This window comes from Micromonospora chokoriensis (assembly GCF_900091505.1).
In the GTDB taxonomy this organism is placed as follows: Bacteria; Actinomycetota; Actinomycetes; order Mycobacteriales; family Micromonosporaceae; genus Micromonospora; species Micromonospora chokoriensis.
In genome coordinates, this window is the sequence record NZ_LT607409.1 from 522,497 (window position 1) to 544,599 (window position 22,103).

Annotated in this window: 19 protein-coding genes and 1 tRNA gene; 5 read left to right on the top strand and 15 right to left on the bottom strand. The window is 71.3% G+C overall.

Annotated features, from left to right (window positions below):
* Window positions 1-227: 227 nt before the first annotated feature.
* Both galE and galK read left to right on the top strand, forming a co-directional pair.
* Window positions 228-1,157 carry a UDP-glucose 4-epimerase GalE gene (gene galE, locus GA0070612_RS02395; protein ID WP_231924584.1) on the top strand — a complete coding sequence of 310 codons (930 nt, stop codon included), beginning with the start codon at window positions 228-230 and terminating at the stop codon, window positions 1,155-1,157.
* Window positions 1,154-2,323 carry a galactokinase gene (gene galK / locus GA0070612_RS02400; protein ID WP_088986424.1) on the top strand — a complete coding sequence of 390 codons (1,170 nt, stop codon included), beginning with the start codon at window positions 1,154-1,156 and terminating at the stop codon, window positions 2,321-2,323. The genes galE and galK overlap by 4 nt, the downstream gene beginning before the upstream one ends.
* A gap of 154 nt (window positions 2,324-2,477) precedes the next feature.
* Here galK and GA0070612_RS02405 read toward each other — a convergent pair whose 3' ends face one another.
* From GA0070612_RS02405 to GA0070612_RS02440, 8 genes are all read right to left on the bottom strand, one after another.
* On the bottom strand, window positions 2,478-3,800 hold the full coding sequence (locus GA0070612_RS02405) for a sulfate adenylyltransferase subunit 1 (protein WP_408630528.1): 1,323 nt from the start codon (window positions 3,798-3,800) through the stop codon (window positions 2,478-2,480).
* Window positions 3,800-4,711 carry a sulfate adenylyltransferase subunit CysD gene (gene cysD / locus GA0070612_RS02410; RefSeq protein ID WP_088986425.1) on the bottom strand — a complete coding sequence of 304 codons (912 nt, stop codon included), beginning with the start codon at window positions 4,709-4,711 and terminating at the stop codon, window positions 3,800-3,802. Before cysD ends, GA0070612_RS02405 begins: the two co-directional genes overlap by 1 nt.
* 75 nt (window positions 4,712-4,786) lie before the next feature.
* Window positions 4,787-5,617, bottom strand: coding sequence for an inositol monophosphatase family protein (locus GA0070612_RS02415; RefSeq protein WP_088986426.1), 831 nt, complete (start codon window positions 5,615-5,617; stop codon window positions 4,787-4,789).
* A 180-nt stretch (window positions 5,618-5,797) separates the two neighbouring features.
* Window positions 5,798-6,388: an aminoacyl-tRNA hydrolase gene (gene pth / locus GA0070612_RS02420; RefSeq protein WP_088986427.1), complete on the bottom strand. Its 591-nt coding sequence runs from the start codon at window positions 6,386-6,388 to the stop codon at window positions 5,798-5,800.
* Between the two features lie 93 nt (window positions 6,389-6,481).
* Window positions 6,482-7,180: a 50S ribosomal protein L25/general stress protein Ctc gene (locus GA0070612_RS02425; RefSeq protein ID WP_088986428.1), complete on the bottom strand. Its 699-nt coding sequence runs from the start codon at window positions 7,178-7,180 to the stop codon at window positions 6,482-6,484.
* A gap of 334 nt (window positions 7,181-7,514) precedes the next feature.
* On the bottom strand, window positions 7,515-8,495 hold the full coding sequence (locus GA0070612_RS02430; protein ID WP_088986429.1) for a ribose-phosphate diphosphokinase: 981 nt from the start codon (window positions 8,493-8,495) through the stop codon (window positions 7,515-7,517).
* A gap of 58 nt (window positions 8,496-8,553) precedes the next feature.
* Entirely contained in the window at window positions 8,554-10,056 is a 1,503-nt protein-coding gene (glmU, locus tag GA0070612_RS02435; RefSeq protein ID WP_231924585.1) for a bifunctional UDP-N-acetylglucosamine diphosphorylase/glucosamine-1-phosphate N-acetyltransferase GlmU, read from the bottom strand.
* Between the two features lie 167 nt (window positions 10,057-10,223).
* Window positions 10,224-10,295 (bottom strand) — tRNA-Gln (locus GA0070612_RS02440).
* 319 nt (window positions 10,296-10,614) lie between these two features.
* Between GA0070612_RS02440 and GA0070612_RS02445 the strand changes: the two genes are divergently transcribed.
* Window positions 10,615-11,580, top strand: coding sequence for an acyl-CoA desaturase (locus GA0070612_RS02445; RefSeq protein ID WP_088986431.1), 966 nt, complete (start codon window positions 10,615-10,617; stop codon window positions 11,578-11,580).
* Window positions 11,581-11,801: 221 nt separating this feature from the next.
* Window positions 11,802-12,503 (top strand): TetR/AcrR family transcriptional regulator, encoded by a 702-nt coding sequence (locus GA0070612_RS02450; RefSeq protein ID WP_088991220.1) that lies wholly within the window; start codon window positions 11,802-11,804, stop codon window positions 12,501-12,503.
* A 58-nt stretch (window positions 12,504-12,561) separates the two neighbouring features.
* On the opposite strand, the gene GA0070612_RS02455 is transcribed toward GA0070612_RS02450, so the two are convergent.
* The 6 genes from GA0070612_RS02455 to GA0070612_RS02480 all read right to left on the bottom strand — a co-directional run bounded on the left by GA0070612_RS02455 (window position 12,562) and on the right by GA0070612_RS02480 (window position 18,784).
* Window positions 12,562-13,038, bottom strand: a complete 477-nt coding sequence (locus GA0070612_RS02455; RefSeq protein ID WP_088986432.1) for a DUF4383 domain-containing protein — start codon at window positions 13,036-13,038, stop codon at window positions 12,562-12,564.
* 168 nt (window positions 13,039-13,206) lie between these two features.
* Entirely contained in the window at window positions 13,207-13,662 is a 456-nt protein-coding gene (locus GA0070612_RS02460; RefSeq protein ID WP_088986433.1) for a DUF4383 domain-containing protein, read from the bottom strand.
* 341 nt (window positions 13,663-14,003) lie between these two features.
* The gene (locus GA0070612_RS02465; RefSeq protein ID WP_088986434.1) at window positions 14,004-15,809 is read right to left on the bottom strand and encodes an ABC-F family ATP-binding cassette domain-containing protein; all 1,806 of its coding nucleotides are present in this window, start codon (window positions 15,807-15,809) and stop codon (window positions 14,004-14,006) included.
* Between the two features lie 120 nt (window positions 15,810-15,929).
* The gene (locus GA0070612_RS02470) at window positions 15,930-16,880 is read right to left on the bottom strand and encodes a 4-(cytidine 5'-diphospho)-2-C-methyl-D-erythritol kinase (protein ID WP_088986435.1); all 951 of its coding nucleotides are present in this window, start codon (window positions 16,878-16,880) and stop codon (window positions 15,930-15,932) included.
* 88 nt (window positions 16,881-16,968) lie between these two features.
* The gene (rsmA, locus tag GA0070612_RS02475) at window positions 16,969-17,838 is read right to left on the bottom strand and encodes a 16S rRNA (adenine(1518)-N(6)/adenine(1519)-N(6))-dimethyltransferase RsmA (protein WP_088986436.1); all 870 of its coding nucleotides are present in this window, start codon (window positions 17,836-17,838) and stop codon (window positions 16,969-16,971) included.
* A 46-nt stretch (window positions 17,839-17,884) separates the two neighbouring features.
* A complete protein-coding gene (locus GA0070612_RS02480; RefSeq protein WP_088986437.1) occupies window positions 17,885-18,784 on the bottom strand; it encodes a TatD family hydrolase in 900 nt (299 codons plus the stop codon).
* 131 nt (window positions 18,785-18,915) lie between these two features.
* Here GA0070612_RS02480 and GA0070612_RS02485 point away from each other — a divergent pair, with 131 nt between their 5' ends.
* Entirely contained in the window at window positions 18,916-20,163 is a 1,248-nt protein-coding gene (locus tag GA0070612_RS02485) for a hypothetical protein (protein ID WP_088986438.1), read from the top strand.
* Between the two features lie 42 nt (window positions 20,164-20,205).
* Here the strand turns inward: GA0070612_RS02485 and metG are convergent, their stop codons facing one another.
* Complete coding sequence (gene metG, locus GA0070612_RS02490) at window positions 20,206-22,008, bottom strand: methionine--tRNA ligase (protein WP_088991221.1); 1,803 nt, start codon at window positions 22,006-22,008, stop codon at window positions 20,206-20,208.
* Window positions 22,009-22,103: the final 95 nt, after the last annotated feature.

Below are 22,103 nucleotides of genomic sequence, written 5' to 3' on the forward strand. Positions count from 1 at the left end.
GCCCATCGCACCGGACATCGCACGGGCAGGGCCACGAATGTTCGGCTCTGTTTAATTGTGAAAGATTATGATGAGATGGGGATGGTGGCGGTGTCGGCGACGATGTCGACCACCGCCTTAGGGTGATCACCGAAGGGCCACGTCCCGGGCGGGCCAGGCAGGGAGGCAACGACGTGAAACTGCTCGTCACCGGGGGCGCCGGCTTCATCGGCAGCGTGGTGACCCGGATGCTGCTCGACGCGGGCCACCAGGTGGTCGTCCTGGACGACCTCCGCACGGGGCACCGCGAGGCGCTCGCCCCGGACGCGACCCACGTCGAGGCGCCCATCCACGAGGCCGCCCGCATCGTCACCGCCGACGCCGGCTTCGACGGGGTGCTGCACTTCGCCGCCCTGATCGCCGCCGGCGAGTCGATGGTCAGGCCGGAGCTGTACTGGCAGAACAACACCGTCGGCACGCTCGCCCTGATCGACGCGGTCCGCGCCGCCGGGGTGCCCCGGATGGTCTTCTCCTCCACCGCCGCCGTCTACGGCAACCCGACCGAGCTGCCCATCACCGAAACCGCCGTCAAGGCACCCACCAACACGTACGGCGCCACCAAACTCGCCGCCGACATGGCGCTCACCTCCGAGGCCGTCGCACACGGGCTCGCCGCGGTCTCGCTGCGCTACTTCAACGTCGCCGGCGCCCACCTCGACGGTGACGTCTCGTTGGGCGAACGACACGACCCGGAGACGCACCTGATCCCGATCGCGCTGGAGGTCGCCGCCGGCCGGCGGGAGAAGCTCCAACTGTTCGGCGACGACTACCCGACCGTCGACGGCACCTGCGTCCGCGACTACATCCACGTCGCCGATCTCGCCCGGGCGCACCTGCTGGCGTTGGACGCCGCCACCGCCGGCCAACACCGCATCTACAACCTCGGCAACGGCAACGGCTTCAGCAACCGCCAGGTCGTCGACGTGGTCCGCGAGGTCACCGGGCGACCCGTGCCGGTCGAGGTGGCACCGCGCCGCGAGGGCGACCCGGCCGAGCTGGTCGCCTCCTCCGCCCTGGCCCAGGACGAGCTGGGCTGGACGCCCCGGAAGCCGACCCTGCACGACATGATCGGCGACGCCTGGGCCTTCTACGGCAAGCACATCCTGGGGCAGTCATGACCACCCCGAACGGCGACGTCGTCGCACGGGCCGCCGAGGGTTTCACCAATCGGTACGGCGGCGAAGCGGCCGGCCGCTGGGCGGCTCCGGGCCGGGTCAACCTGATCGGCGAGCACACCGACTACAACGAGGGGTTCGTGCTGCCCTTCGCCCTGCCGCTGCGGACGGTGGTCGCCGCCGACCGGCAGGACGGCGAGCAGTGGACGGTCTGGTCCGAGCTCTCCGACGAGACCATCACCTTCGGCGCTGACGACGTCGCCGATCCAGGTCGGGTGACCGGCTGGGGCGCGTACGTCGCCGGGGTGGTCTGGGCGCTCCGCGAGGCAGGCCACCCGGTGCCGGGCGCCCGGCTGGCCATCGCCTCCGACGTACCACTGGGGTCCGGGCTCTCCTCGTCCGCCGCACTGGAGTCGGCGGTGTTGGCCGCCCTGCTCGACCTCGGTGGGCTGGAGCTGCCTCCGGAGCGGCAGCCCCGGCTGGCACAGCGGGCGGAGAACGTCTACGTCGGTGCGCCGACCGGCATCATGGACCAGTCCGCGGCGATCCGCTGCCGCGCCGGGCACGCCCTGTTCCTGGACTGCCGGGACGAGTCGGTCGAGCACATCCCGTTCGACCTGGACGCCGCCGGGCTGGCGGTCCTGGTCATCGACAGCCGAGCGCCGCACCGGCACGCCGACGGTGAGTACGCTGCCCGTCGCCGCTCCTGCGAGGCCGGGGCGAGCGCCCTCGGTGTCGCCGCGCTACGGGACGTCGGCGTCGACCAGCTCGACGCCGCGCTGGCCCAGCTCGACGACGAGGAGACCCGGCGACGGGTTCGGCACGTGGTCACCGAGGACCAGCGCGTACTGGACACTGTGGCGCTGCTCCGGGCCGCCCGGGTCCGTGACATCGGCCCGCTGCTCACGGCCTCGCACGTCTCGATGCGTGACGACTTCGAGATCACCGTGCCGGAGATCGACACCGCGGTCGAGGCGGCGTTGTCGGCCGGCGCGTTGGGTGCCCGGATGACCGGCGGCGGTTTCGGAGGCTGTGTCCTCGCCCTGGTCGAGGCCGACCACGCCGACAAGGTCGCCGCCGCCGTCACGGCCGCGTACGCCGAACGGGGCTTCACCGCCCCCGGCACCGTGACGGTCCTCCCCTCCCCCGGCGCCACCCGCCTCCCCTGACCCTGACCTGCCGCAGGCGATCAAGAGGTTTGCGTCAGTCCGGGCTCGGATTCTGACGCAAACCTCTTGATCACCGGGGCGGAGCGGGGGCCGGGGGCCGGGTCGGGGGGTTGGGGGGTTGGGGTTGGGTTGGGGTTGGGGTTGGGCTGGGGTTTTAGCCGGCTTCGACGATCATGGCGGCGCCTACCGTGCGGTTGGTGGTCTCGTCGATGATGACGAAGCCTCCGGTGGTGCGGTTGCGCCGGTACTCGTCGGCCAGCAGCGGCACCGTCGTCCGCAGCCGCACCCGACCGATCTCGTTGAGCCGCAGCTCGTCGGCCGACTCGTCGCGGTGGAGCGAGTTGATGTCCAACCGGTAGTGCAGCCCGCGCACGATCGCCCGCGCCGAGCGGGTGGTGTGCTTGATCGCGTACCGGCCACCGACCCGCAGCGGGGTCGTCTCGTCCATCCAGCAGACCATCGCCTCGATGTCCTGGGCGACCGCCGGCGCGTTGTTCGGCCGGCAGATCAGGTCGCCGCGGGAGATGTCGATCTCGTCGGCCAGTCGTACCGTCACGGACATCGGCGGGAACGCCTCCGCGACCGGACCGTCGGCGGTCTCCACGGCGGCGATCCGGCTGGTGAAGCCGGACGGCAGCACCATCACCTCGTCACCCGGCTTGAGCACTCCGGAGGCGACCTGGCCGGCGTAGCCGCGGTAGTCGGTCACCGTCGTCGACTGCGGACGGATCACGTACTGCACCGGGAACCGGACGTCGACCAGGTTGCGGTCGCTGGCGATGTGCACCCGCTCCAGGTGGTGCAGCAGCGACGGGCCCTCGTACCACGGCATGTTCTCCGACCGGGCGACGATGTTGTCACCGCGCAGCGCGGAGATCGGCACCACGGTCAGGTCCGGTACGTCGAGCTTCGCCGCGAACGCGGTGAACTCGTCGGCGATCTGCTCGTAGATCTCCTGCGACCAGTCCACCAGGTCCATCTTGTTGACACAGAGGACCAGGTGCGGCACCCGCAGCAGGGAGCACAGGAACGCGTGCCGGCGGGACTGCTCGACCAGGCCCTTGCGCGCGTCCACCAGGATCAGCGCCAGGTCGGCGGTGGACGCCCCGGTGACCATGTTGCGGGTGTACTGGATGTGCCCCGGGGTGTCGGCGATGATGAACTTCCGCCGTGGGGTGGCGAAGTAGCGGTACGCCACGTCGATGGTGATGCCCTGCTCCCGCTCGGCACGCAGGCCGTCGGTGAGCAGCGCCAGGTTGGTGTATTCGTCACCGCGGGCGGCGCTGACCGCCTCCACGGCGGCCAACTGGTCGGTGAACAGCGACTTGGTGTCGTAGAGCAGCCGGCCGATCAGAGTCGACTTGCCGTCGTCCACGCTGCCGGCGGTGGCGAACCGCAGCAGGTCCATCGCCCGGGCCTCCGGAGCGGCCCCGGTGACGGCCCGGTCCTCCGCATTCGCCATGGTCTCGGTGGTCATCAGAAATAGCCCTCCCGCTTGCGGTCCTCCATGGCGGCCTCGCTGACCCGGTCGTCACCACGGGTCGCGCCGCGCTCGGTGATCCGGGTGGCCGCCACCTCCTCGATGACCTTCTCCACGGTGTCCGCGTCGGAACGGACGGCGGCGGTGCAGGAGGCGTCGCCGACGGTGCGGTAGCGCACCTGCTCCTTGAACCGTTCCTCGCCCGCCCGGGGGCGGAAGAACTCGTTGACCGCGTACAGCATGCCGTCCCGCTCGATCACCTCACGCTCGTGCGCGTAGTAGATCGAGGGCAGCGGGATGTGTTCCCTGGCGATGTAGTGCCAGACGTCCAACTCGGTCCAGTTGGACAGCGGGAAGACCCGGATCGACTCGCCGGGGTGGTGCCGGCCGTTGTACAGCGACCACAGCTCCGGCCGCTGGTTCTTCGGGTCCCACTGGCCGAACTCGTCACGGAAGCTGAAGACCCGCTCCTTCGCGCGGGCCTTCTCCTCGTCTCGGCGAGCCCCACCGAAGAGCGCGTCGAAGCGGTGCCTCTCCACGGCGTCCAACAGCACCGGCGTCTGGATCCGGTTGCGCATGCCGTCGCCGGACTCCCGGACCATCCCGCTCGCCAGGGCTTCCGGCACGCTCGCGATCACGAGCTGCAACCCCAGCTCGGCGACCCGCTGGTCGCGGTATTCCAGGACCTCGGGGAAGTTGTGCCCGGTGTCGACATGCATGACGGGGAAGGGGATGTTGGCCGGGGCGAACGCCTTCTGCGCCAGTCGCAGCATGACGATCGAGTCCTTGCCGCCGGAGAAGAGCAGCACCGGGCGTTCCATTTCGGCGACCACCTCGCGCATCACGAAGATGCTCTCCGCCTCCAGGGCGTCCAGGTGGGAGACCCGGTACGCCGCCGGGGTGGTCATGACACCGACTCGATTCGCTCGATCATCCGATTTCCAGACCTTTCCGGTCGGACATGTCAAGAAAGTGCGCTCAGGTTACCCGGAATGTCTCTGCAACGCTGCAAGCAACCGGGTGGCGAGATCCTTGCGGCAGACCAGAAGGTCCGGCAGACGCGGATCCGCCTCGTTGTATCTCAGCGCAGATCCGTCGATCCGGGAAGCGTGTAGTCCGGTGGCCGTCGCCACAGCGACCGGGGCAGCCGAATCCCACTCGTACTGCCCGCCGGCGTGGATGTACGCGTCGACCTCGCCGGTGACCACGGCGGCGATCTTCGCTCCGGCCGAACCCATCGGCACCAGGTGCGCCCCGACGTCCTCGGCCAGGTCGGTGAGGAAGACCGGCGGCCGGCTCCGGCTCGCCGCCAGGCGGATCTTCCGCTCGCCGGCCGTCGCCGCCTCCACAGTCATCGGCGGGTACGCCGGCGGGTAGTCGGTGCCCAGCACCCGGTGCTGCGCCGGCAGGCCGACCGCCCCGGCGACCAGCCCGTGCGGGCTCGGCGCGTTACGCGCCCAGAGCGCCACGTGCACCGCCCAGTCCGAGCGGCCCTCCTCGGAGAACTCCCGGGTGCCGTCCAACGGGTCGATGATCCACACCCGGTCGGCGGTCAACCGCGACACCGCCCCGGTGTTCACCTCTGCCGCCCAGGCCAACCGCGAGCCCTCGTCCTCCTCGGAGAGCACCGCGTCGCCCGGTCGCCACTTCGCCAACTCCGTGCGGATCAGGTCGTGCGACACCTTGTCCCCGGCCGACTTCAGCGCGCCGGAGTCCGCGAAACCCATCTCCGTACGCAGGTCGAGCAACGCCTGCCCGGCCCGGGACGCCAGCCATCGGGCGAACGCGCCATCGATCATCGGAGGACTGCTCATCTGCCCGCTCCCGTCGCCTCGCCGCGACCCGTGCCCCGCACAGGCCGATTCGCCGCGACCCGCGTCGCCGGTCGCGGCACGCCGAAAGGCGCAGACTACCGGCCCATAGTTTCCGATCCGGTACGCCTCGCCCGGCCAGAACCGGTCAAGAGGTCGCGATTCGGGCCTCTCGCCCCAGCCTCAAATGCCGTGGTAGAGGTTCTGCGTCGGCTCCACGCCCTTGACGATCACCGACTCCACCACGTCGGCGGCCCGGTCCACCAGGAAATCCAGCTCCTTACGCTCCGTCGCGCCAAAATCCGACAGCACGTAATCCGCCGGATCCTGCCGCCCCGGCGGTCGGCCGACGCCGAACCGCACCCGCGCGTAGTCCTTCGTGCCCAACGACTTCGACATCGACCGCAGGCCGTTGTGCCCACCCTCGCCGCCGCCGAACTTCACCCGCACCTGGCCGTAGGAGATGTCCAGTTCGTCGTGCACCGCGATCACCTGCGCCGCCGGCACCTTGTAGAACTGCGCCAGGGCCGCCACCGGGCCACCGGACAGGTTCATGTACGTCAGTGGCTTCACCAGCACCAGCTTCGGCCCACCGAACCCCAGCCGCCCCTCGGCCACCTCGGCCACCGCCCGCTTGTGCCGCCCGAACCGGGCCCCGACCCGGCCGGCCAGCAGGTCGGCCACCATGAAGCCGACGTTGTGCCGGTTCCCGGCGTACTCCCGACCGGGGTTGCCCAGGCCGACCACCAGCCACGGCCCCGCCTCGTCCGTCACGACCTGTCCCTCCCGACGCCCATCCACCGACTCCCGATACGCCGACAGGCGCCCCCGACCATCCGGGGACGCCTGTCGCAGAGTACGAACCGATCAGGCCTCGGTGCGCGCCTCGGAGCTCTCGTCGCCCTCGGCGGCCGGAGCGGCGTCCGCGCCCTCGGAGCCCTCGGTGGCCTCGCCGACCTCGGCCTCGGCCTCGTCGGTGGCAACCTCGACCTCGGGCAGCGTCGCCTCGAGCTGCTCGGCGGTGGGGGCGGCGGTCACCGACGCGACCGTCAGGTCCGAGTCGGCGGCCAGCTCGACGCCGGTCGGCAGCTCGACGTCACCGGCGGTCACCTGGGTGCCCGCCTCCAGGCCCTCGATCGAGGCCTCGAGGTGGTCCGGCACCTTGGTGGCGTCGGCGGTCACCGAGAGGGTGTCGTGGTCGTGCACGATCAGGGTGTCCCGCGCGGCCTCGCCGGTCAGCTGGACCGGAACCTCGACGGTGACCTTCTCGCCCCGACGCACCAGGAGCAGGTCGACGTGCTCGAAGGTGTCGCGGATCGGGTCACGCTGGATCGCCTTCGGCAGGGCCAGCACCTGGGTGCCGTCGGTGATGTCGATCGCGAAGAGCTGGTTGGCACCACCCTTGCGGATCGCGGCGGCGAACTCCCGCGACGGCAGCGCGATGTGCTTGGGCTTCTCGCCGTGGCCGTACAGCACGGCAGGCACCTTGCCGGCCCGGCGGGTACGACGGGCACCACCCTTGCCGAACTCGGTGCGGGGCTCGGCGCTGATCTTTACCTCGGACACGGGGAAACTCCTGATGCTTTTCGCTGCGGCGGCTTGTCGTCTGGCGGTGCTGGGGCGAGGGGCTCGCTGGGGCTCATGCGTCTTGAACGACTGCCCGGAGCACCGCGTCGATGACGGTGCCTCCGTGCGGCGCTTTTCAGCGGCCCGCCGGGCACCCTCGCCGTGGCAACCGCACCAGTCTACCCGAGCTGTTTCCAGGGTTTGCGGCAGTCCCCGTTCACGGCTCCAGACCGGCGCGTGGGTGGTGCTCCCACCAGCGCGCCGGCCCCGTTTCCACCAGTGTGACAGCCCCGCCCCCGTCGGCATGCCGACTGGCGGAAACGGGGCGGGACGGTCAGCTCAGGCCGCCGAAGAGGGTGGTCACCGAACCGTCGTCGAAGACCTCCCGGATCGCCCGCGCGAGCAGCGGCGCGATCGACAGCACAGTCAGCTTGTCCAGCTGCTTCTCCGGCGGGAGCGGCAACGTGTTGGTCACCACGATCTCGCTGATCGAGCTGTTCTTCAGCCGTTCGGTGGCCGGGTCGGACAGCAGCGCGTGGGTGGACGCGACCACGATCTCCGCCGCGCCCTGCTCCTTGAGGATGTCGGCGGCCTTGGCGATCGTGCCACCGGTGTCGATCATGTCGTCGACGATCAGGCAGACCCGACCCTCCACCTCGCCGACCACGCGGTTCGCCACGACCTGATTGGGCTTCAACGGGTCCCGGGTCTTGTGGATGAACGCCAGTGGGCAACCGCCCAGCCGGTCGGTCCACCGCTCGGCCACCCGCACCCGGCCCGAGTCGGGCGCCACCACTGTCATCGGCCGGCCGGCGTACTTGTGTTCCACATACTCGGCCAGGATGTCCATGGCGAAGAGGTGGTCCACCGGACCGTCGAAGAAGCCCTGGATCTGCGCGGTGTGCAGGTCGACGGTGAGGATGCGGTTCGCGCCCGCGGTCTTCAACAGGTCCGCCACCAGGCGGGCCGAGATCGGCTCCCGACCCCGGTGCTTCTTGTCCTGACGCGCGTACGGGTAGAACGGCAGCACCACGGTGATCCGCTTGGCGGACCCCCGCTTCAGCGCGTCCACCATGATCAGGGTCTCCATGACCCAGGTGTTCACCCCGTGCGTGACGGACTGCACCACGAAGGCGTCCGAACCACGTACCGAGTCCTTGAAGCGTACGAAGATCTCGCCGTTGGCGAACTCGTACGCGTCGGCCGGGGTCGGCGCGACGCCGAGCACCTCGCCGATCTCCTTGGCCAACTCCGGAAAGCCACGTCCGGAAAAGAGCATCAGGCTTTTGCGGTTTTCGGCGACGATGCTGCCCATGGGCCCGTCTGCTCCCGTTATGTCGGCGGTACCCAACCCGGTGGTGGTGGGTCAGGGACTATTCGGTTGCAGTATCTCCCGGGCCGGACGCGCCGCCCACCGTCTCGGTCACCCCGTGGATTGCCTCACTGTCGCTTGCGGTGCCGGGTGCCACCGGCGCACCCTTCGCGTCGCCGACTCGATGCGCACCCTTCGCATCGACGGCCCGCTGCGCCGCCTCGGCCGCTGCCGTGCCGGCGCGGCGCTTCACCACCCAGCCCTCGATGTTGCGCTGGCGGGCCCGGGCGACACCCATCGCACCCGCCGGCACGTCGTCGACGATGACCGAGCCGGCCGCCGTGTACGCGCCGTCGCCGACCTCGACCGGCGCCACAAACATGTTGTCCGCCCCGGTGCGGGCGTGGCTGCCGATGACGGTGTGGTGCTTGTTCACCCCGTCGTAGTTCACGAAGACCGACGCCGCGCCGATGTTGGTGTGCTCACCGATCGTCGCGTCACCCACGTACGTCAGGTGCGGCACCTTGGAGCCCGCGCCGATCTGCGTGTTCTTCACCTCGACGAACGTGCCGACCTTCGCCTTCTCGGCGAGCCGTGCGGCCGGCCGCAGGTACGCGTAGGGCCCGACGGTGGCGCCGGCGCCCACCTCGGCGCCGACGGCGTGGCTTCTGACCACCGACGCGGCGGGGCCGACGACCGTGTCGACGAGCGTGACGTCCGGCCCGATCAGCGCGCCCGCGCCGACCACCGTTGCTCCGCGCAGCTGGGTGTTCTGGTCGACCACGGCGTCGCGGTCCAGGGCGACCGTCACGTCGATCCAGGTGGTCGCCGGGTCGAGCAGGCTCACCCCGGTGCGCATCCAGGCCTCGTTGACCCGGTCGCGCAGCAGCCGGCGCAGCGTCGCCAACTCCACCCGGTCGTTGCAGCCCAACGTCTCGACGTGGTCGACGGCCACGTGCACCGCGACCGGCTCGCCGGCCGCGCGGAGCAGGCCGAAGACGTCGGTCAGGTACTCCTCGCCCTGGTCGTTGTCGGTGGAGAGCTTGCCCAGCGCCTCGCGCAGCCGCACCGCGTCGAACGCGTAGATGCCGGCGTTGATCTCCCGGATCGCCCGTTGCGTCGCGTCGGCGTCGCGCTCCTCGACGATCTGCTCCAGGCGGCCGTCCGCGTCCCGGACGATCCGGCCGAGCCCCGTCGGGTCGGGCACCTCGGCGGCGAGCACGGTCGCCGCCGCGGCGGCCTCCTCGTGTGCGGTCACCAGCGCGCCGACCGTCTCGGGTCGCAGCAGCGGCACGTCCCCGTTGATCACCACGACGGTGCCGGCTCCGTCCGGGACGGCGTCCAGCGCGATCCGTACGGCGTGGCCGGTGCCGAGCTGCTCGGCCTGGAGCACGGGCGTGGCGTCCGGTGCGACAGTGGAGAGGTGCGCCCGGACCTGGTCGGCGCCGTGCCCAACGACGACGACGGTGCGGTCCGCGGCGAGCGGCGCGGCGGCGCTCAGCACGTGACCGAGCAGTGTCCGACCGAGCAGCGGGTGCAGCACCTTGGGCAGTGTCGACTTCATCCGCTTGCCCTCACCGGCGGCGAGCACGACGACGGTACGGAGGTGGGGCTGGGGCACGACGTGGCTCCCGTCGGGACGGCGGACACTCTCGCGGCCATGCTAGCTGCGGGGCCTGTCGCGTCTTCCTCTTACCCCCACCGGACCCTAAAACGGGCGCAGATGGACAGCTCGGCCGCCAGGGTTCGAACCTGAAATACGGGTACCAAAGACCCGGGTGTTGCCAGTTACACCACGGCCGATCAACGATGCGAGCGCGTCGCATCCGGGGCGACGAGCACCCCGCCGGCTACACCTTAGCGTCCCGAGCGTCGGACGCCATCGCTCATTCCACCCCGCCCCGCCCAACCCCCGCCCCGGACAGTCACCGGCACCCCCGGTCCGGTACTCCCGACGCCGTGCGACGGCACCACGACCCACCACCGCCCAAACGGCCTTGACCTGCTGGTTCGCCCGAGTATCCGAGGGTCGCTCGAAACTTCCCCGTGCGATCTACGGTGCCGTAAGTTACGGTGACGTAGGCGTAACTTCGTGATCGTCACCATCCCCCTGCGAGGTCCCATGTCCACTGCCCTGCTCGATCCCAACACCGCCGCGCCCGGCCCCAAACCCCTCACCGACGGCAGCCAGTCCCCCGCCATCCTGGCCGCGCTGTGGGCCTTCGTGGTGATCCCCTTCGTCGCCCTGCTGGTCGCCGTGCCCGTCGCCTGGGGCGGCTGGCTCGGCTGGACCGACGTGATCATCGGCCTGGTCTGGTACGTCGTCTCCGGGCTCGGCATCACCGTCGGCTTCCACCGCTACTTCACGCACGGGTCGTTCAAGGCCAAGCGGTGGCTGCGGGTGACGCTGGCGGTCGCGGGCTCGTTGGCGGTGCAGGGCGAAATCATCCAGTGGGTCGCCGACCACCGCCGGCACCACGCCTTCTCCGACCTGGAGGGCGACCCGCACTCGCCGTGGCGCTTCGGCACCAGCTTCTGGGCGTTGACCCGCGGCCTGTTCCACGCGCACGTGGGCTGGCTGTTCCGCCGTGAGCTGTCCAACCGCGAGCGTTTCGCCCCGGACCTCATCGCCGACCGCGACATCAGCCGGGTCGACCGTCTCTTCCCCGCGCTGGTGGCCGTCTCACTGCTCGGCCCGGCGCTGATCGGCGGCCTGGTGACCTGGTCCTGGCAGGGCGCCCTGACCGCGTTCTTCTGGGCCGGGCTGGTCCGGATCGGCCTGCTGCACCACGTGACCTGGGCGATCAACTCGGTCTGCCACGTCTACGGTGAGCGACCCTTCGCGATGCGCCAGGGCGACCGTGCGTCGAACTTCTGGCCACTGGCGATCCTGTCGTTCGGCGAGAGCTGGCACAACCTGCACCACGCCGACCCGACCAGCGCCCGGCACGGCGTCCTGCGCGGCCAGGTGGACATCTCCGCCCGGGTGATCTGGATGTTCGAGAAGGTCGGCGCGGCGACGCAGGTGCGCTGGCCGAAGCCGGAACGCCTCGCCGCGAAGCTGGTGAAGCCGGTCGCACCCCGGTAAAACCGGGCGGTGCGCCGGGAGGCCGCCTGGCAGGATGGCCGGATGACCGAGCCACGCGGGGGGACCGGACGGCTCGACCGACGGGGAGCCGGGCTCGATCCGGATACGGTCGGACGGCGCGGCGGAGTCGGGCCGCCCGACAGTGAGGCGACGACGTGAACGGGCACAGCGGAGGCACCATCCCACGGCAGGGCGTCACCGAGCGCCAGCGAGGCGGCGACATGCCCGAGGTCAGTGACGGTGACAGTGTCGGCGGCCGGCGGGCGGTCCCGCCGGCCCCGGTCGCCCCGCCCAAGGCCAAACCCACCTCCCGGGTGCGCATGTCGGCGGCCCAGCGACGGGAGCAGTTGATCGCGACCGGCCGGCAGCTGTTCGCCGAGCGTGGCTTCGACGCCACCTCGATCGAGGAGGTCGCCGCCCGCGCCAAGGTCTCCAAGCCGGTGGTGTACGAGCACTTCGGCGGCAAGGAAGGGCTGTACGCGGTGGTGGTGGACCGGGAGGTCCGCGCCCTCCTGGACCGGATCACCACGGCGTTGACCGCCGGGCATCCCCGGGAGCTGTTGGAACAGGCCGCGCTCGCCCTGCTGGGCTACATCGAGGAGGAGGCCAGCGGCTTCCGGGTCCTGGTCCGCGAGTCGCCGCTGATGTCCGGCACGGCCAACTTCAGCAGCGTGATGAACGACGTGGCGCACCAGGTCGAGCACATCCTGGGCGCCGAGTTCAAGAGCCGCGGGTACGACCCGAAGCTCGCCGAGTTGTACTCGCAGGCGCTGGTCGGCATGGTGGCGCTGACCGGCCGCTGGTGGTTGGAGGTGCGCAAGCCGCGCAAGGAGACGGTGGCGGCGCACCTCGTCAACCTGGCCTGGAACGGGCTGTCGCACCTGGAGGCGAAGCCGACCCTGATCACTGCGCGCCGACACTGAGCCGGCTGACCGCGAGCCGCGGCCGAGCCGGCTGAGCGTGCACCGCCGCTGAGCCCGCTCAGCGGCGGTGCACGTCGGCGACCGGGTGTTTGCGGCGCTCCAGCTCCGCCTCCGCGTGCTCGGCGGGGCCGACCTTGTCGTACAGGCCGGTGCCGAACAGGATCAGGCCGAACAGCATCGACACGATCACCGTCGACATCGAGAAGTTGAGGAAGTTCGCGTCGGTCTGCAGCACCGACATCATCAGGATGCTGGTCACCAGGAACACGACACCCGCGGTGAGGTTCATGTAGTGACCGAGGTTGCTGCGCCGCGACGCCCCGATGATCAGGACGATTCCGAAGACCACCGAGGCGAGTGAGAAGGCCAGGTTGGTCCGCAGTCCGAGGGCCCAGGTGCTGCTCCGCGCGAAAAGCGGGTCACCGATCGTCTCGGCGACGCCCCAGACGCCGAAGACCAGGATGTAGACGCCGACCAGACCCGAGAGGACCCGGTACAGCGGCCGTGCCGGATGGTTGACCGGAAAGTGCGGCATACCCGAGACCCCCTGATGTGACCGTTTCAGGGGAATTGTCGCCCAAGGAACCGGGCACGTCAGGCAAAACACCGATGGTCGCGCGTCCGCCGAAGGCTGGACCGAGTCAGGTTTTCGCCGGAGCCACCGAGGCTCCGGCGAAACCCCAACAACGACCGAAGAAAACCCTCAGAGCACGAGGCGAGCCTTCTGGAACGCCTCCGCCTCCTCGTCCGTGCCGACCTTGCCGTACATGCCGACCATGAGCAGCACCAGGGACGCCGTCAGCACCACGACCACGGTGGTGACGCTGAAGTTGAAGATGTTGGCGTCGGTGCGGATGAAGGCGAGGCCACCCAGGCCGATCACCATCAGGGCGTACGCCAGCCACTGGTTGATCGCCACGTCGATGTTGCGGCCGAGCGCGGTGCCCACCAGCACGACGATCCCGAGCAGCACGCTGAGCAGCGAGAAGCCGAGGTTGGTGCCCTGACCGAGGACCCGAGTGTCGTCCTGGGCGAGGATCTCGTTGCCGGTGCTGGCGATGATGCCGAGCACACCGAAGACGACCAGGTACAGACCGGTCAGCCCGCCGATCGCCCGGTAGATCGGCCGCGCGGGGTGGTTGACGGGGGTGTGTGCCATGTCTGTGTCTCCAACGCCGTGGGGTAGGTGTCGCCGAGGATTGTCTCGCATGTGGCGATGTGACGCCGCACACGGGGCCCGCGCGGGCGTGGCGGGTGCGCGGGGGGCCGGGGGCCGGGGGTGTGGCACTGCGGTTCGGTCCTTTGGAGCTGAATCGTTTACGACATCGCGCCTGATGCGTTCACGGCACGTGCCCGATTCGTTTGCGGCATCAGCTCCAAAGGGGAGGCAGGCGGCATGAGGCCGGCAGACGGCAAGAGGCCAGCAGACGGCAAGAGGCCAGCAGACGGCAAGAGGCCGGCAGGCGGTGTGGTGCGGGCGGGCCGGCGCGCCCGGACCGTTCAGCTCTCCGGCAGGTCCTCGGCGAGGGTCATCCAGCTCTCCTCGATCCGCTCCCGTTCGGCGCGCAGATCCTTGAGCTGGGCGTCCAACTCGGCGACCCGGGCGTAGTCGGTGGCGTCCGCCGCCAGCTGATCGAGCAGCGCGCTCTCGCGTTGGTCGAGCTTGCCCAGCTGCCGCTCCAGTCGGGTCAGCTCCTTGCGGGCCTGGCGGACCTCGGCGGCGGACATGCCGGCCCCGGACGAGGCGGTGGGCGCGGAGGCCGAGGAGACGCCCGCCCGAGGAGCGCCGGCCCGCTCGGCGGTCCGCGCGAGGTACTCGTCCACACCGCCCGGCAGGTGCACCAGCCGGCCGTCACCGAACATGCCGTACGCCGTGTCGGTGACCCGCTCGATCAGGTAGCGGTCGTGGCTGGCCACGATGATCGTGCCGGGCCACGAGTCGAGCAGGTCCTCCAACGCGGCGAGGGTGTCGGTGTCCAGGTCGTTGGTGGGCTCGTCGAAGAGCAGGACGTTGGGCTCGCCGGCCAGCAGCCGCAGCATCTGCAACCGGCGGCGTTCCCCACCGGAGAGGTCGCTGACCGGGGTCCAGAGGCGGCGGTCGTCGAAGCCGAACACCTCGGCGAGCTGGGACGCGGAGACCTCCCGGTCGCCGAGCTGGACCCGGCGGGCGACCTCCTCGACGGCTTCGAGCACACGCAGGTGCCCGGGCAGCTCGGTGAGCTCCTGGGACAGGAACGCGGGTCGCACCGTCGAGCCGGTGCCGAGACGGCCACCGTCGGGGCGGGTGACGCCGGCGAGCATCCGCAGCAGGGTGGTCTTGCCCGCGCCGTTGGCGCCGAGGATGGCGATCCGGTCGCCGGGGCCGACCAGCCAGCTGACGTCGCGCAGGATCTCCTTGGGGCCGGCGTGCAGCTCGACGTTCTCCAGCTCGTACACCTGCTTGCCGAGCCGGGAGACGGCCATGCGTTGCAGCGACATGGTGTCCCGCGCCGGCGGCACGTCGGCGATCAACGCGTTCGCGGCGTCGATGCGGAACTGGGGCTTGGAGGTCCGGGCCGGCGGACCACGGCGCAGCCAGGCGATCTCCTTACGGAGCAGGTTCTGCCGGCGGGCCTCGGTGGCGGCGGCGACGCGCTCGCGCTCGGCGCGGGCCAGGGTCCAGGCGGCGAAGCCGCCCTCGTAGGAACGAACGGTCTGGTCCGCCACCTCCCAGGTGGTGGTGCAGACCGCGTCGAGGAACCACCGGTCGTGGGTGACCACCACGAGCGCGCCCTTGCGGCCGACCAGGTGCCGGGCCAGCCAGTCGACACCGCCGACGTCGAGGTGGTTGGTGGGCTCGTCGAGGATGAGCAGGTCGGAGTCGCGGACCAGCAGCGCGGCGAGCGCCACCCGGCGTCGTTCGCCTCCGGACATCGGGCCGACCGGCTGGTCGAGGCCCAGGTGCGGCATGCCGAGACCGTCGAGGATGGCACGCACGCCCGCGTCACCGGCCCACTCGTGCTCGGCGCCCATGCCCTCGTCGAGCCAGGCGGTGCCGAGCACCACGTCCCGGACGGTGGCGTCGGCGGCCAGCGTGAGCTGCTGCGGCAGCCACAGCACGCGCAGGTCGCGACGGTGGGTCACCCGGCCGTCGTCAGGGCCCTCCTGCTTGGTGAGCAGGCGCAGCAGGGTGGACTTGCCGGCGCCGTTGAGGCCGACCACGCCGATCCGGTCGGCGTCGTCCAGGCCGAGCGAGACGTCCGTGAGCAGCCGCCCAGCCGCGCCGTACCCCTTGGACACCCGGTCCAGATTGACGATGTTCGCCACGATCCACCCTTCATGATCAAGGCGTCCCGGTGCCGAGGGGCACCTGGACGCCTGCCGCAAGGGTACGCGGACGCCCCGGGCGACCGCGCCGCCCGCCCGCGGGACCGGCGGGACGTACCGTCAGCCGATGCGGGCGCCGGCGACCGGACCGTGGGCGACCCGCGCCTCCCGGCACACGTCCGCGGCGTTCAGCTCGGTGGCGATCCGCTCCGCGTCGGCGGCGTCGGCGGCGAGGAACACGCAGGTCGGGCCGGAGCCGGAGACGATGCCGGTGAGCGCGCCGGCCTCCTCGCCGGCCTTGAGGGTGTCGGCCAGCGCCGGGAGCATGGCCAGCGCGGCGTCCTGGAGGTCGTTGCCGAGCGTCCGGGCGAGCACCCGGGGGTCGCGTTGACGCAGCGCACCCAGCAGGGCGTCGGTGGGGCCCAGCGGGGCACCGGCGGCACCGGAGTCGCGCAGCCGGTCCAGCTCGCGGTACGCGGCGGGAGTGGAGAGGCCCACGTCGGCGATCGCCACCACCCAGTGCCAGGTGGTCGGACGGGCCAGCACCGGGCTGATCGCCTCACCCCGGCCGGTGCCCAGCGCGGTGCCCCCGTAGATCAGGAACGGCACGTCGGAGCCGAGGTCGGCGGCGATCCCGGCCAGCTCGTCGCGGGACAACCCAGTGCCCCACAGCGCGTCGCAGGCCACCAACGCGGCGGCCGCGTCGGCGCTGCCACCGGCCAGCCCGCCGGCGAGCGGAATCTGCTTACGCAGGTGCAGCCGGGCGTGCGGCAGCACCCCCGCGTACCCGGCGAGGGCGTGCGCCGCGCGGATCACCAGGTTGGAGTCGTCCAGGGCCAGCTCGCCGGTGCCCTCGCCCTCCATCGTCAGGGCGAGGGTGTCGCCCCGACGGGCCGTCAGCTCGTCGTAGATCGAGATGGCGTGGTAGACGGTGTTCAGCTCGTGGTAGCCGTCCCGGCGCAGCGGGCCCACCCCGAGGTGCAGATTGACCTTGGCGGGCACCCGGACCTTCACCGGCCCGACGGCCCCGCGTCGCTCGTCCTCGTCGTCCGGACGCCAGGCCTCGGTCACGGGGTGACATCCCGCAAGCGCAGGCGGATGTCGAACGGCTTGGCCACGATCAGCTCCTCGGCGTCCTCGGCGGGCAACGGGCGTCAGCCTACTTCGCGGCCGGCGTACCGACCGGAGCCGACGCGGCGATGGCGGCGAACTGCTCGACGGTCAGGGACTCCCCCCGGGCGCCGGGGTCGACGCCGGCCGCGGTGAGCGCGGCGGCGGCCCGGTCCGCGCTGCCGGCCCAACCGGCCAACGCGGCGCGCAGCGTCTTGCGCCGCTGCGCGAACGCCGCGTCGACGACGGCGAACACCCGTTCCCGGGGTACGTCGGACCGGGGCGGTTCGTGGCAGGTGAAGGCGACCAGGCCGGAGTCGACGTTCGGCACCGGCCAGAACACGTTCGGGGGCACCCGTCCGGCGCTCTTGGCCTGGGCGTACCAGGCGAGTTTGACCGACGGGATTCCGTACACCTTGGAGCCGGGACCGGCGACCAGCCGGTCGGCGACCTCCTTCTGCACCATCACCAGACCGTGCCGCAGGGTGGGCAGGACGGCGAGCAGGTGCAGCACCACCGGCACCGCCACGTTGTAGGGCAGGTTCGCCACCAGCGCGGTCGGCGGCGGGTCGGCCAGCTCGGCGGCGGCGACGCGCAGGGCGTCCGCGCGGTGCACGGTGAGCCGGTCGGCGTGCACCGGGGCGTACCGCGCGGCGGTCTCCGGCAGCGCCCCGGCCAGCACGGGATCGATCTCCACGGCGTGCACGTGCCCGGCGATCGGCAGCAGCCCCAGGGTCAGCGAACCGAGCCCCGGGCCGACCTCCAGGGCCACGTCGTCCGGGGTCAGACCGGCGGCGGTGACGATCCGGCGCACGGTGTTCGGGTCGTGCACGAAGTTCTGGCCCAGCTTCTTGGTGGGCGCGACGCCCAGCCGGGCGGCGAGTTCCCGGATCTCCGCCGGGCCGAGGAGACCGGTCATGCCGGGAAGCGTAGCGACGGGGTCGGGGTCGACCGTCGGGCCGGGCTCACCACGGGCCGAAGACCCGGTCGCCGGTGGCCGAGATGGCCGCGCACAACTCGTCCAGGTCGGTGCCGGTGGTCTGGGCGAGCGCCCGGACGGTGAGCGGGATCAGGTACGAGGCGTTCGGCCGGCCACGGTGCGGCGTCGGGGTGAGGTACGGGGCGTCGGTCTCCACCAGGATCTGGTCGACGGGGGTGAGCGCGGCGGCCTCCCGCAGCGCCGTGGCGCTGCCGAACGTGACGGTGCCGGCGAAGCTGAGCAGGTAACCGCGGCGGACACACTCGCTGGCGAAGTCGGCGTCACCGGAGAAGCAGTGCAGCACCACCCGGTCCGGCGCGCCCTCGTCGTCGAGGATCCGCAGCACGTCCGCGTGGGCGTCCCGGTCGTGGATGACCAACGCCTTGCCGTACCGCTTGGCGATCGCGATGTGTGCCCGGAAGCTCTCCTCCTGCGCGGCGCGCCCCTCGTCGCCGGTCCGGAAGAAGTCCATCCCGGTCTCGCCGATCCCCCGGACCCGCTCGCGGGCGGCCAGCGACTCGATCTGCCGCAGCGCCTCGTCGAGGTCGGTCAGCCGGGGCGCCTCGTTGGGGTGCAGGGCGACGGTGGCCAGCACCGCGGGATACCGCTCGGCGGTGTCCGCGCCCCACTGGGACGAGGCGACGTCGACGCCCACCTGGACCAGCCGGTCCACCCCGACCTCGGTGGCCAGCTCGATGGCCACCGCGACCGGATCGTCGGCCGGTCCGCCGCCGGGCACACCGGCTTCGCTGACCGTGATGTCCAGGTGGGTGTGGCTGTCCAGTACCGCCCGGGGCAGCGGCTCGGGGGCGGGCGGAAATTCTCCGGCCCGCCGGGCGGCGCGCTCTCGGCGCGATTCAGTGGGCTCGCTCATCAGCGACAGCATCACACACCGGGCCTGTCCATCTGCCCGCCACCCGACGTTCACCCCGACTACGCCGCGCGACTCTACCGTCGCCGGGGAGCGAGCGGACCGGGTCGACAGGGCATCTCGTCGAGGGAGAGGGAGACGGCGGCATGAGCGTCATCCCCCAGGCCTGCGGGAGCGCCGGCGAACGTACCGGGCTGCAGGTGGCGTTCGGCGGCGGCGTGTACCCGGCCGAGGAGATCGCCCGGGGCGCCGCGTACGAGCTGTTCAGCGCCGACGAGGTGGCCGGCTTCGAGTGGGCACCCCGGCCGGGCAGCGCGCTGCCGTGGCACCGGTTCGTGCACGTCAGCGAGGTGACCGCGGTGCACGGAGGCACCGAGCCTGCCGACGAGCCGGAGCTGCCGCTGATGATGCCCGCGCACCGCGAGCGGGGTTGGGCGTACCTGCACCAGCTCAGCCAACAACCGTCCGCGGCCGGTGACCCGGTGCTGGCGTCGGCGCGCGCGTCGGCGGTGGTCCGGCGGGGCACCCGGATGGTGAAGGTGCTCTCCGCCCAGCAGCTCGCCGGCTACGTGCGGGGCTGGCTGCCGCACGGCTTCTGCTACCGCGAGTACGACGTGGCACACCTGCGTACGCCGGCGACGACGACGGTGCTGCGCAGCGACGGTGACGTCGGCCGGGAGGGGCCGGAGGTGACGTACGCGCTGCGGTGGCGGGCGTCCGACCCGGGCGACTACGACGTTCCGGTGGGCGAGGCGCACCGCGGCCTGACCGCGCTGGCATCCCGGGACCGGCTCGGCGCCCCGGTGCTGGGCACGGGCTTCGTGCCGAGCAACGGTCAGCTCATCCCGGAGTTCGTCACCCGGGACTTCGCCGACCTGCCGATGCCGGCGAACGCCGCCCTGATCGCGTACCCGCCGGAGGGGGTGGAGGTGGTGCTCTACACCTACCAGGCCGAGCAGCGCGGATGGCTGCGGATGGTGGGCCCGCAGTGGCGACACCTGCTCGCGGGGGTGCCGGGCCTCTCCCCGGACCAGGAGTACGTGCCGAACGGGGACGCGCCGCGCTCCACCCAGCTGGTCGGTCTGCACGGCGACACCGAGTACGAGGCGGTGGCCGACCTGCCCGGCGGGTTCCGGGTGCTGGCGATGACCCGGGCGGCCCGGTACCCGGTGGAGGCGGTGGCCCGCCGACTCCGGTTCGCCCAGTGGCGGGGTGTGCCCTGCCTGGTGCTGCGGGAGGAGGCCGGTTGGTTGCGGGTGCGCCTGCGCTTCCCGAACCCGGAGGCGGTGGCGGCGACCGGTGCGCAGTGCCAGGAACGGGGCGTCTACGAGGCGTGGGCACTGGGCACCGAGGTGACCGACGACCAGGTGATGGACACCCGCTACGCGATATGACGGCGCGCGGCGGCAGAACAGCCGCCGCCGCGCGTCACACCGTCATCCGGCCAGTCGGGCCAGTTCCTCGTCGACGATCGACGGGTCGAGCTTGCGGAACACCGGCTTCGGCGCCGCCAACGGCCGACCCGCCTCGATCGCCACCGACTCCCAGCGCGCGCCGACGGTGTAGTCACCGGTGAGCACCGGGTACGCCGGGCCGCCGTCCAGGTCGTCGACCTGCTCGATGACGGGCATCGGCGCGTGCACGCCGGTGCCGCCGAGCAGTTCGTGCACCTGCTGCGCGGAGTGCGGCAGGAACGGGGTGAGCAGCGTGTTGGCGTCGCTGATCACCTGGAGGGCGACGTGCAGGATGGTGCCCATCCGGGGCTTGTCCGCCTCGTCCTTGAGCTTCCACGGGGCCTGCTCGGACAGGTACCTGTTGGCTTCGGCGACGACCTTCATGGCCTCGCCGATGGCCTGCTTCTGCCGGTGCCGGCCGATCAGGTCGCCGACCGTGTCGAACCCGGCCCGCGCCACCGCCAGCAGCGCCTCGTCGGCCTCGGTGAGCCCGGCCGGGTCGACCGGTGGGATCGCGCCGAAGTTCTTCGCCGCCATCGAGACACACCGGTTGACCAGGTTGCCCCAGCCGGCCACCAGCTCGTCGTTGTTGCGGCGGAGGAACTCGGCCCAGGTGAAGTCGGTGTCGTTGCTCTCCGGGCCGGCGGCGGCGATGAAGTACCGCAACGCGTCCGCGTCGTAGCGCTCCAGGAAGTCACGGACGTAGATGACCACCTTGCGGGACGAGGAGAACTTGCGTCCCTCCATGGTCAGGTATTCGCTGGAGACCACCTCGGTGGGCAGGTTGAGCCGGCCCAGCTCGCCCGGTTCGCCGTCGCGGGAGCCCTCGCCGGAGTAGCCGGACAGCAGCGCCGGCCAGATCACCGAGTGGAAGACGATGTTGTCCTTGCCCATGAAGTAGTAGGACCGGGCGTCCTTACCCTCATCGTCGGCGGACCAGTACTTCCGCCACGCCTCCGGGTCGCCGGAGCGGCGGGCCCACTCGATCGACGCGGACAGGTAGCCGATCACCGCGTCGAACCAGACGTAGATCCGCTTGTCCGATCGGTCCCGCCAGCCGTCCAACGGGATCGGCACGCCCCATTCCAGGTCGCGGGTGATCGCCCGGGGCTGGAGGTCGTCGAGCAGGTTGCGGGAGAACCGCAGCACGTTGGGCCGCCACCCCTCGCGGGTGTCCAGCCACTGCCGCAACACCTCGGCCAGGGCGGGCAGGTCGAGGAAGAAGTGCTCGGTCTCGACGAACTTCGGGGCTTCCCCGTTGATCCGCGACTTCGGGTCGATCAGGTCGATCGGGTCGAGCTGGTTGCCGCAGTTGTCGCACTGGTCGCCGCGCGCGCTGTCGTAGCCGCAGATCGGGCAGGTGCCCTCGATGTAACGGTCGGGCAGGGTGCGCCCGGTGGACGGGGAGATGGCGCCCATGGTGGTCTTCGGCACGATGTAGCCGTTGCGGTACATCCCCTCGAACAGCTCCTGCACCACCGCGTAGTGGTTGCGGGTGGTGGTGCGGGTGAACAGGTCGTAGGAGAGGCCGAGACCGTGCAGGTCCTCGACGATCACCCTGTTGTACCGGTCGGCCAGTTCGCGCGGGGTGACCCCGTCGGCGTCGGCCTGCACCTGGATCGGGGTGCCGTGCTCGTCGGTGCCGGAGACCATGAGCACGTCGTGGCCGGCCATCCGCATGTACCGGGCGAAGACGTCGGAGGGAACGCCGAAACCGGAGACGTGGCCGATGTGGCGGGGGCCGTTGGCGTACGGCCAGGCCACTGCCGCGAGAACGTGACTCATGAGCAGCAAGCCTAGTGACCCGTCCGGGGCGTCCGCGAACCAATGGGGGGTGCCGCGCCAGCGGACCGGGCCGACCACCTCCACCATTGGTCCGA

Bases quoted from the DNA above. Each gene is read 5' to 3' on its own strand.
- galE (WP_231924584.1), top strand. From the start codon at position 228: ATGCTGCTCGACGCGGGCCACCAGGTGGTCGTCCTGGACGACCTCCGC.
- galK (WP_088986424.1), top strand. From the start codon at position 1,154: ATGACCACCCCGAACGGCGACGTCGTCGCACGGGCCGCCGAGGGTTTC.
- GA0070612_RS02405 (WP_408630528.1), bottom strand. From the start codon at position 3,800: ATGACCACCGAGACCATGGCGAATGCGGAGGACCGGGCCGTCACCGGG.
- cysD (WP_088986425.1), bottom strand. From the start codon at position 4,711: ATGACCACCCCGGCGGCGTACCGGGTCTCCCACCTGGACGCCCTGGAG.
- GA0070612_RS02415 (WP_088986426.1), bottom strand. From the start codon at position 5,617: ATGAGCAGTCCTCCGATGATCGATGGCGCGTTCGCCCGATGGCTGGCG.
- GA0070612_RS02430 (WP_088986429.1), bottom strand. From the start codon at position 8,495: ATGGGCAGCATCGTCGCCGAAAACCGCAAAAGCCTGATGCTCTTTTCC.
- glmU (WP_231924585.1), bottom strand. From the start codon at position 10,056: ATGAAGTCGACACTGCCCAAGGTGCTGCACCCGCTGCTCGGTCGGACA.
- GA0070612_RS02445 (WP_088986431.1), top strand. From the start codon at position 10,615: ATGTCCACTGCCCTGCTCGATCCCAACACCGCCGCGCCCGGCCCCAAA.
- GA0070612_RS02450 (WP_088991220.1), top strand. From the start codon at position 11,802: ATGCCCGAGGTCAGTGACGGTGACAGTGTCGGCGGCCGGCGGGCGGTC.
- GA0070612_RS02455 (WP_088986432.1), bottom strand. From the start codon at position 13,038: ATGCCGCACTTTCCGGTCAACCATCCGGCACGGCCGCTGTACCGGGTC.
- GA0070612_RS02460 (WP_088986433.1), bottom strand. From the start codon at position 13,662: ATGGCACACACCCCCGTCAACCACCCCGCGCGGCCGATCTACCGGGCG.
- rsmA (WP_088986436.1), bottom strand. From the start codon at position 17,838: ATGACCGGTCTCCTCGGCCCGGCGGAGATCCGGGAACTCGCCGCCCGG.
- GA0070612_RS02480 (WP_088986437.1), bottom strand. From the start codon at position 18,784: ATGCTGTCGCTGATGAGCGAGCCCACTGAATCGCGCCGAGAGCGCGCC.
- GA0070612_RS02485 (WP_088986438.1), top strand. From the start codon at position 18,916: ATGAGCGTCATCCCCCAGGCCTGCGGGAGCGCCGGCGAACGTACCGGG.
- metG (WP_088991221.1), bottom strand. From the start codon at position 22,008: ATGAGTCACGTTCTCGCGGCAGTGGCCTGGCCGTACGCCAACGGCCCC.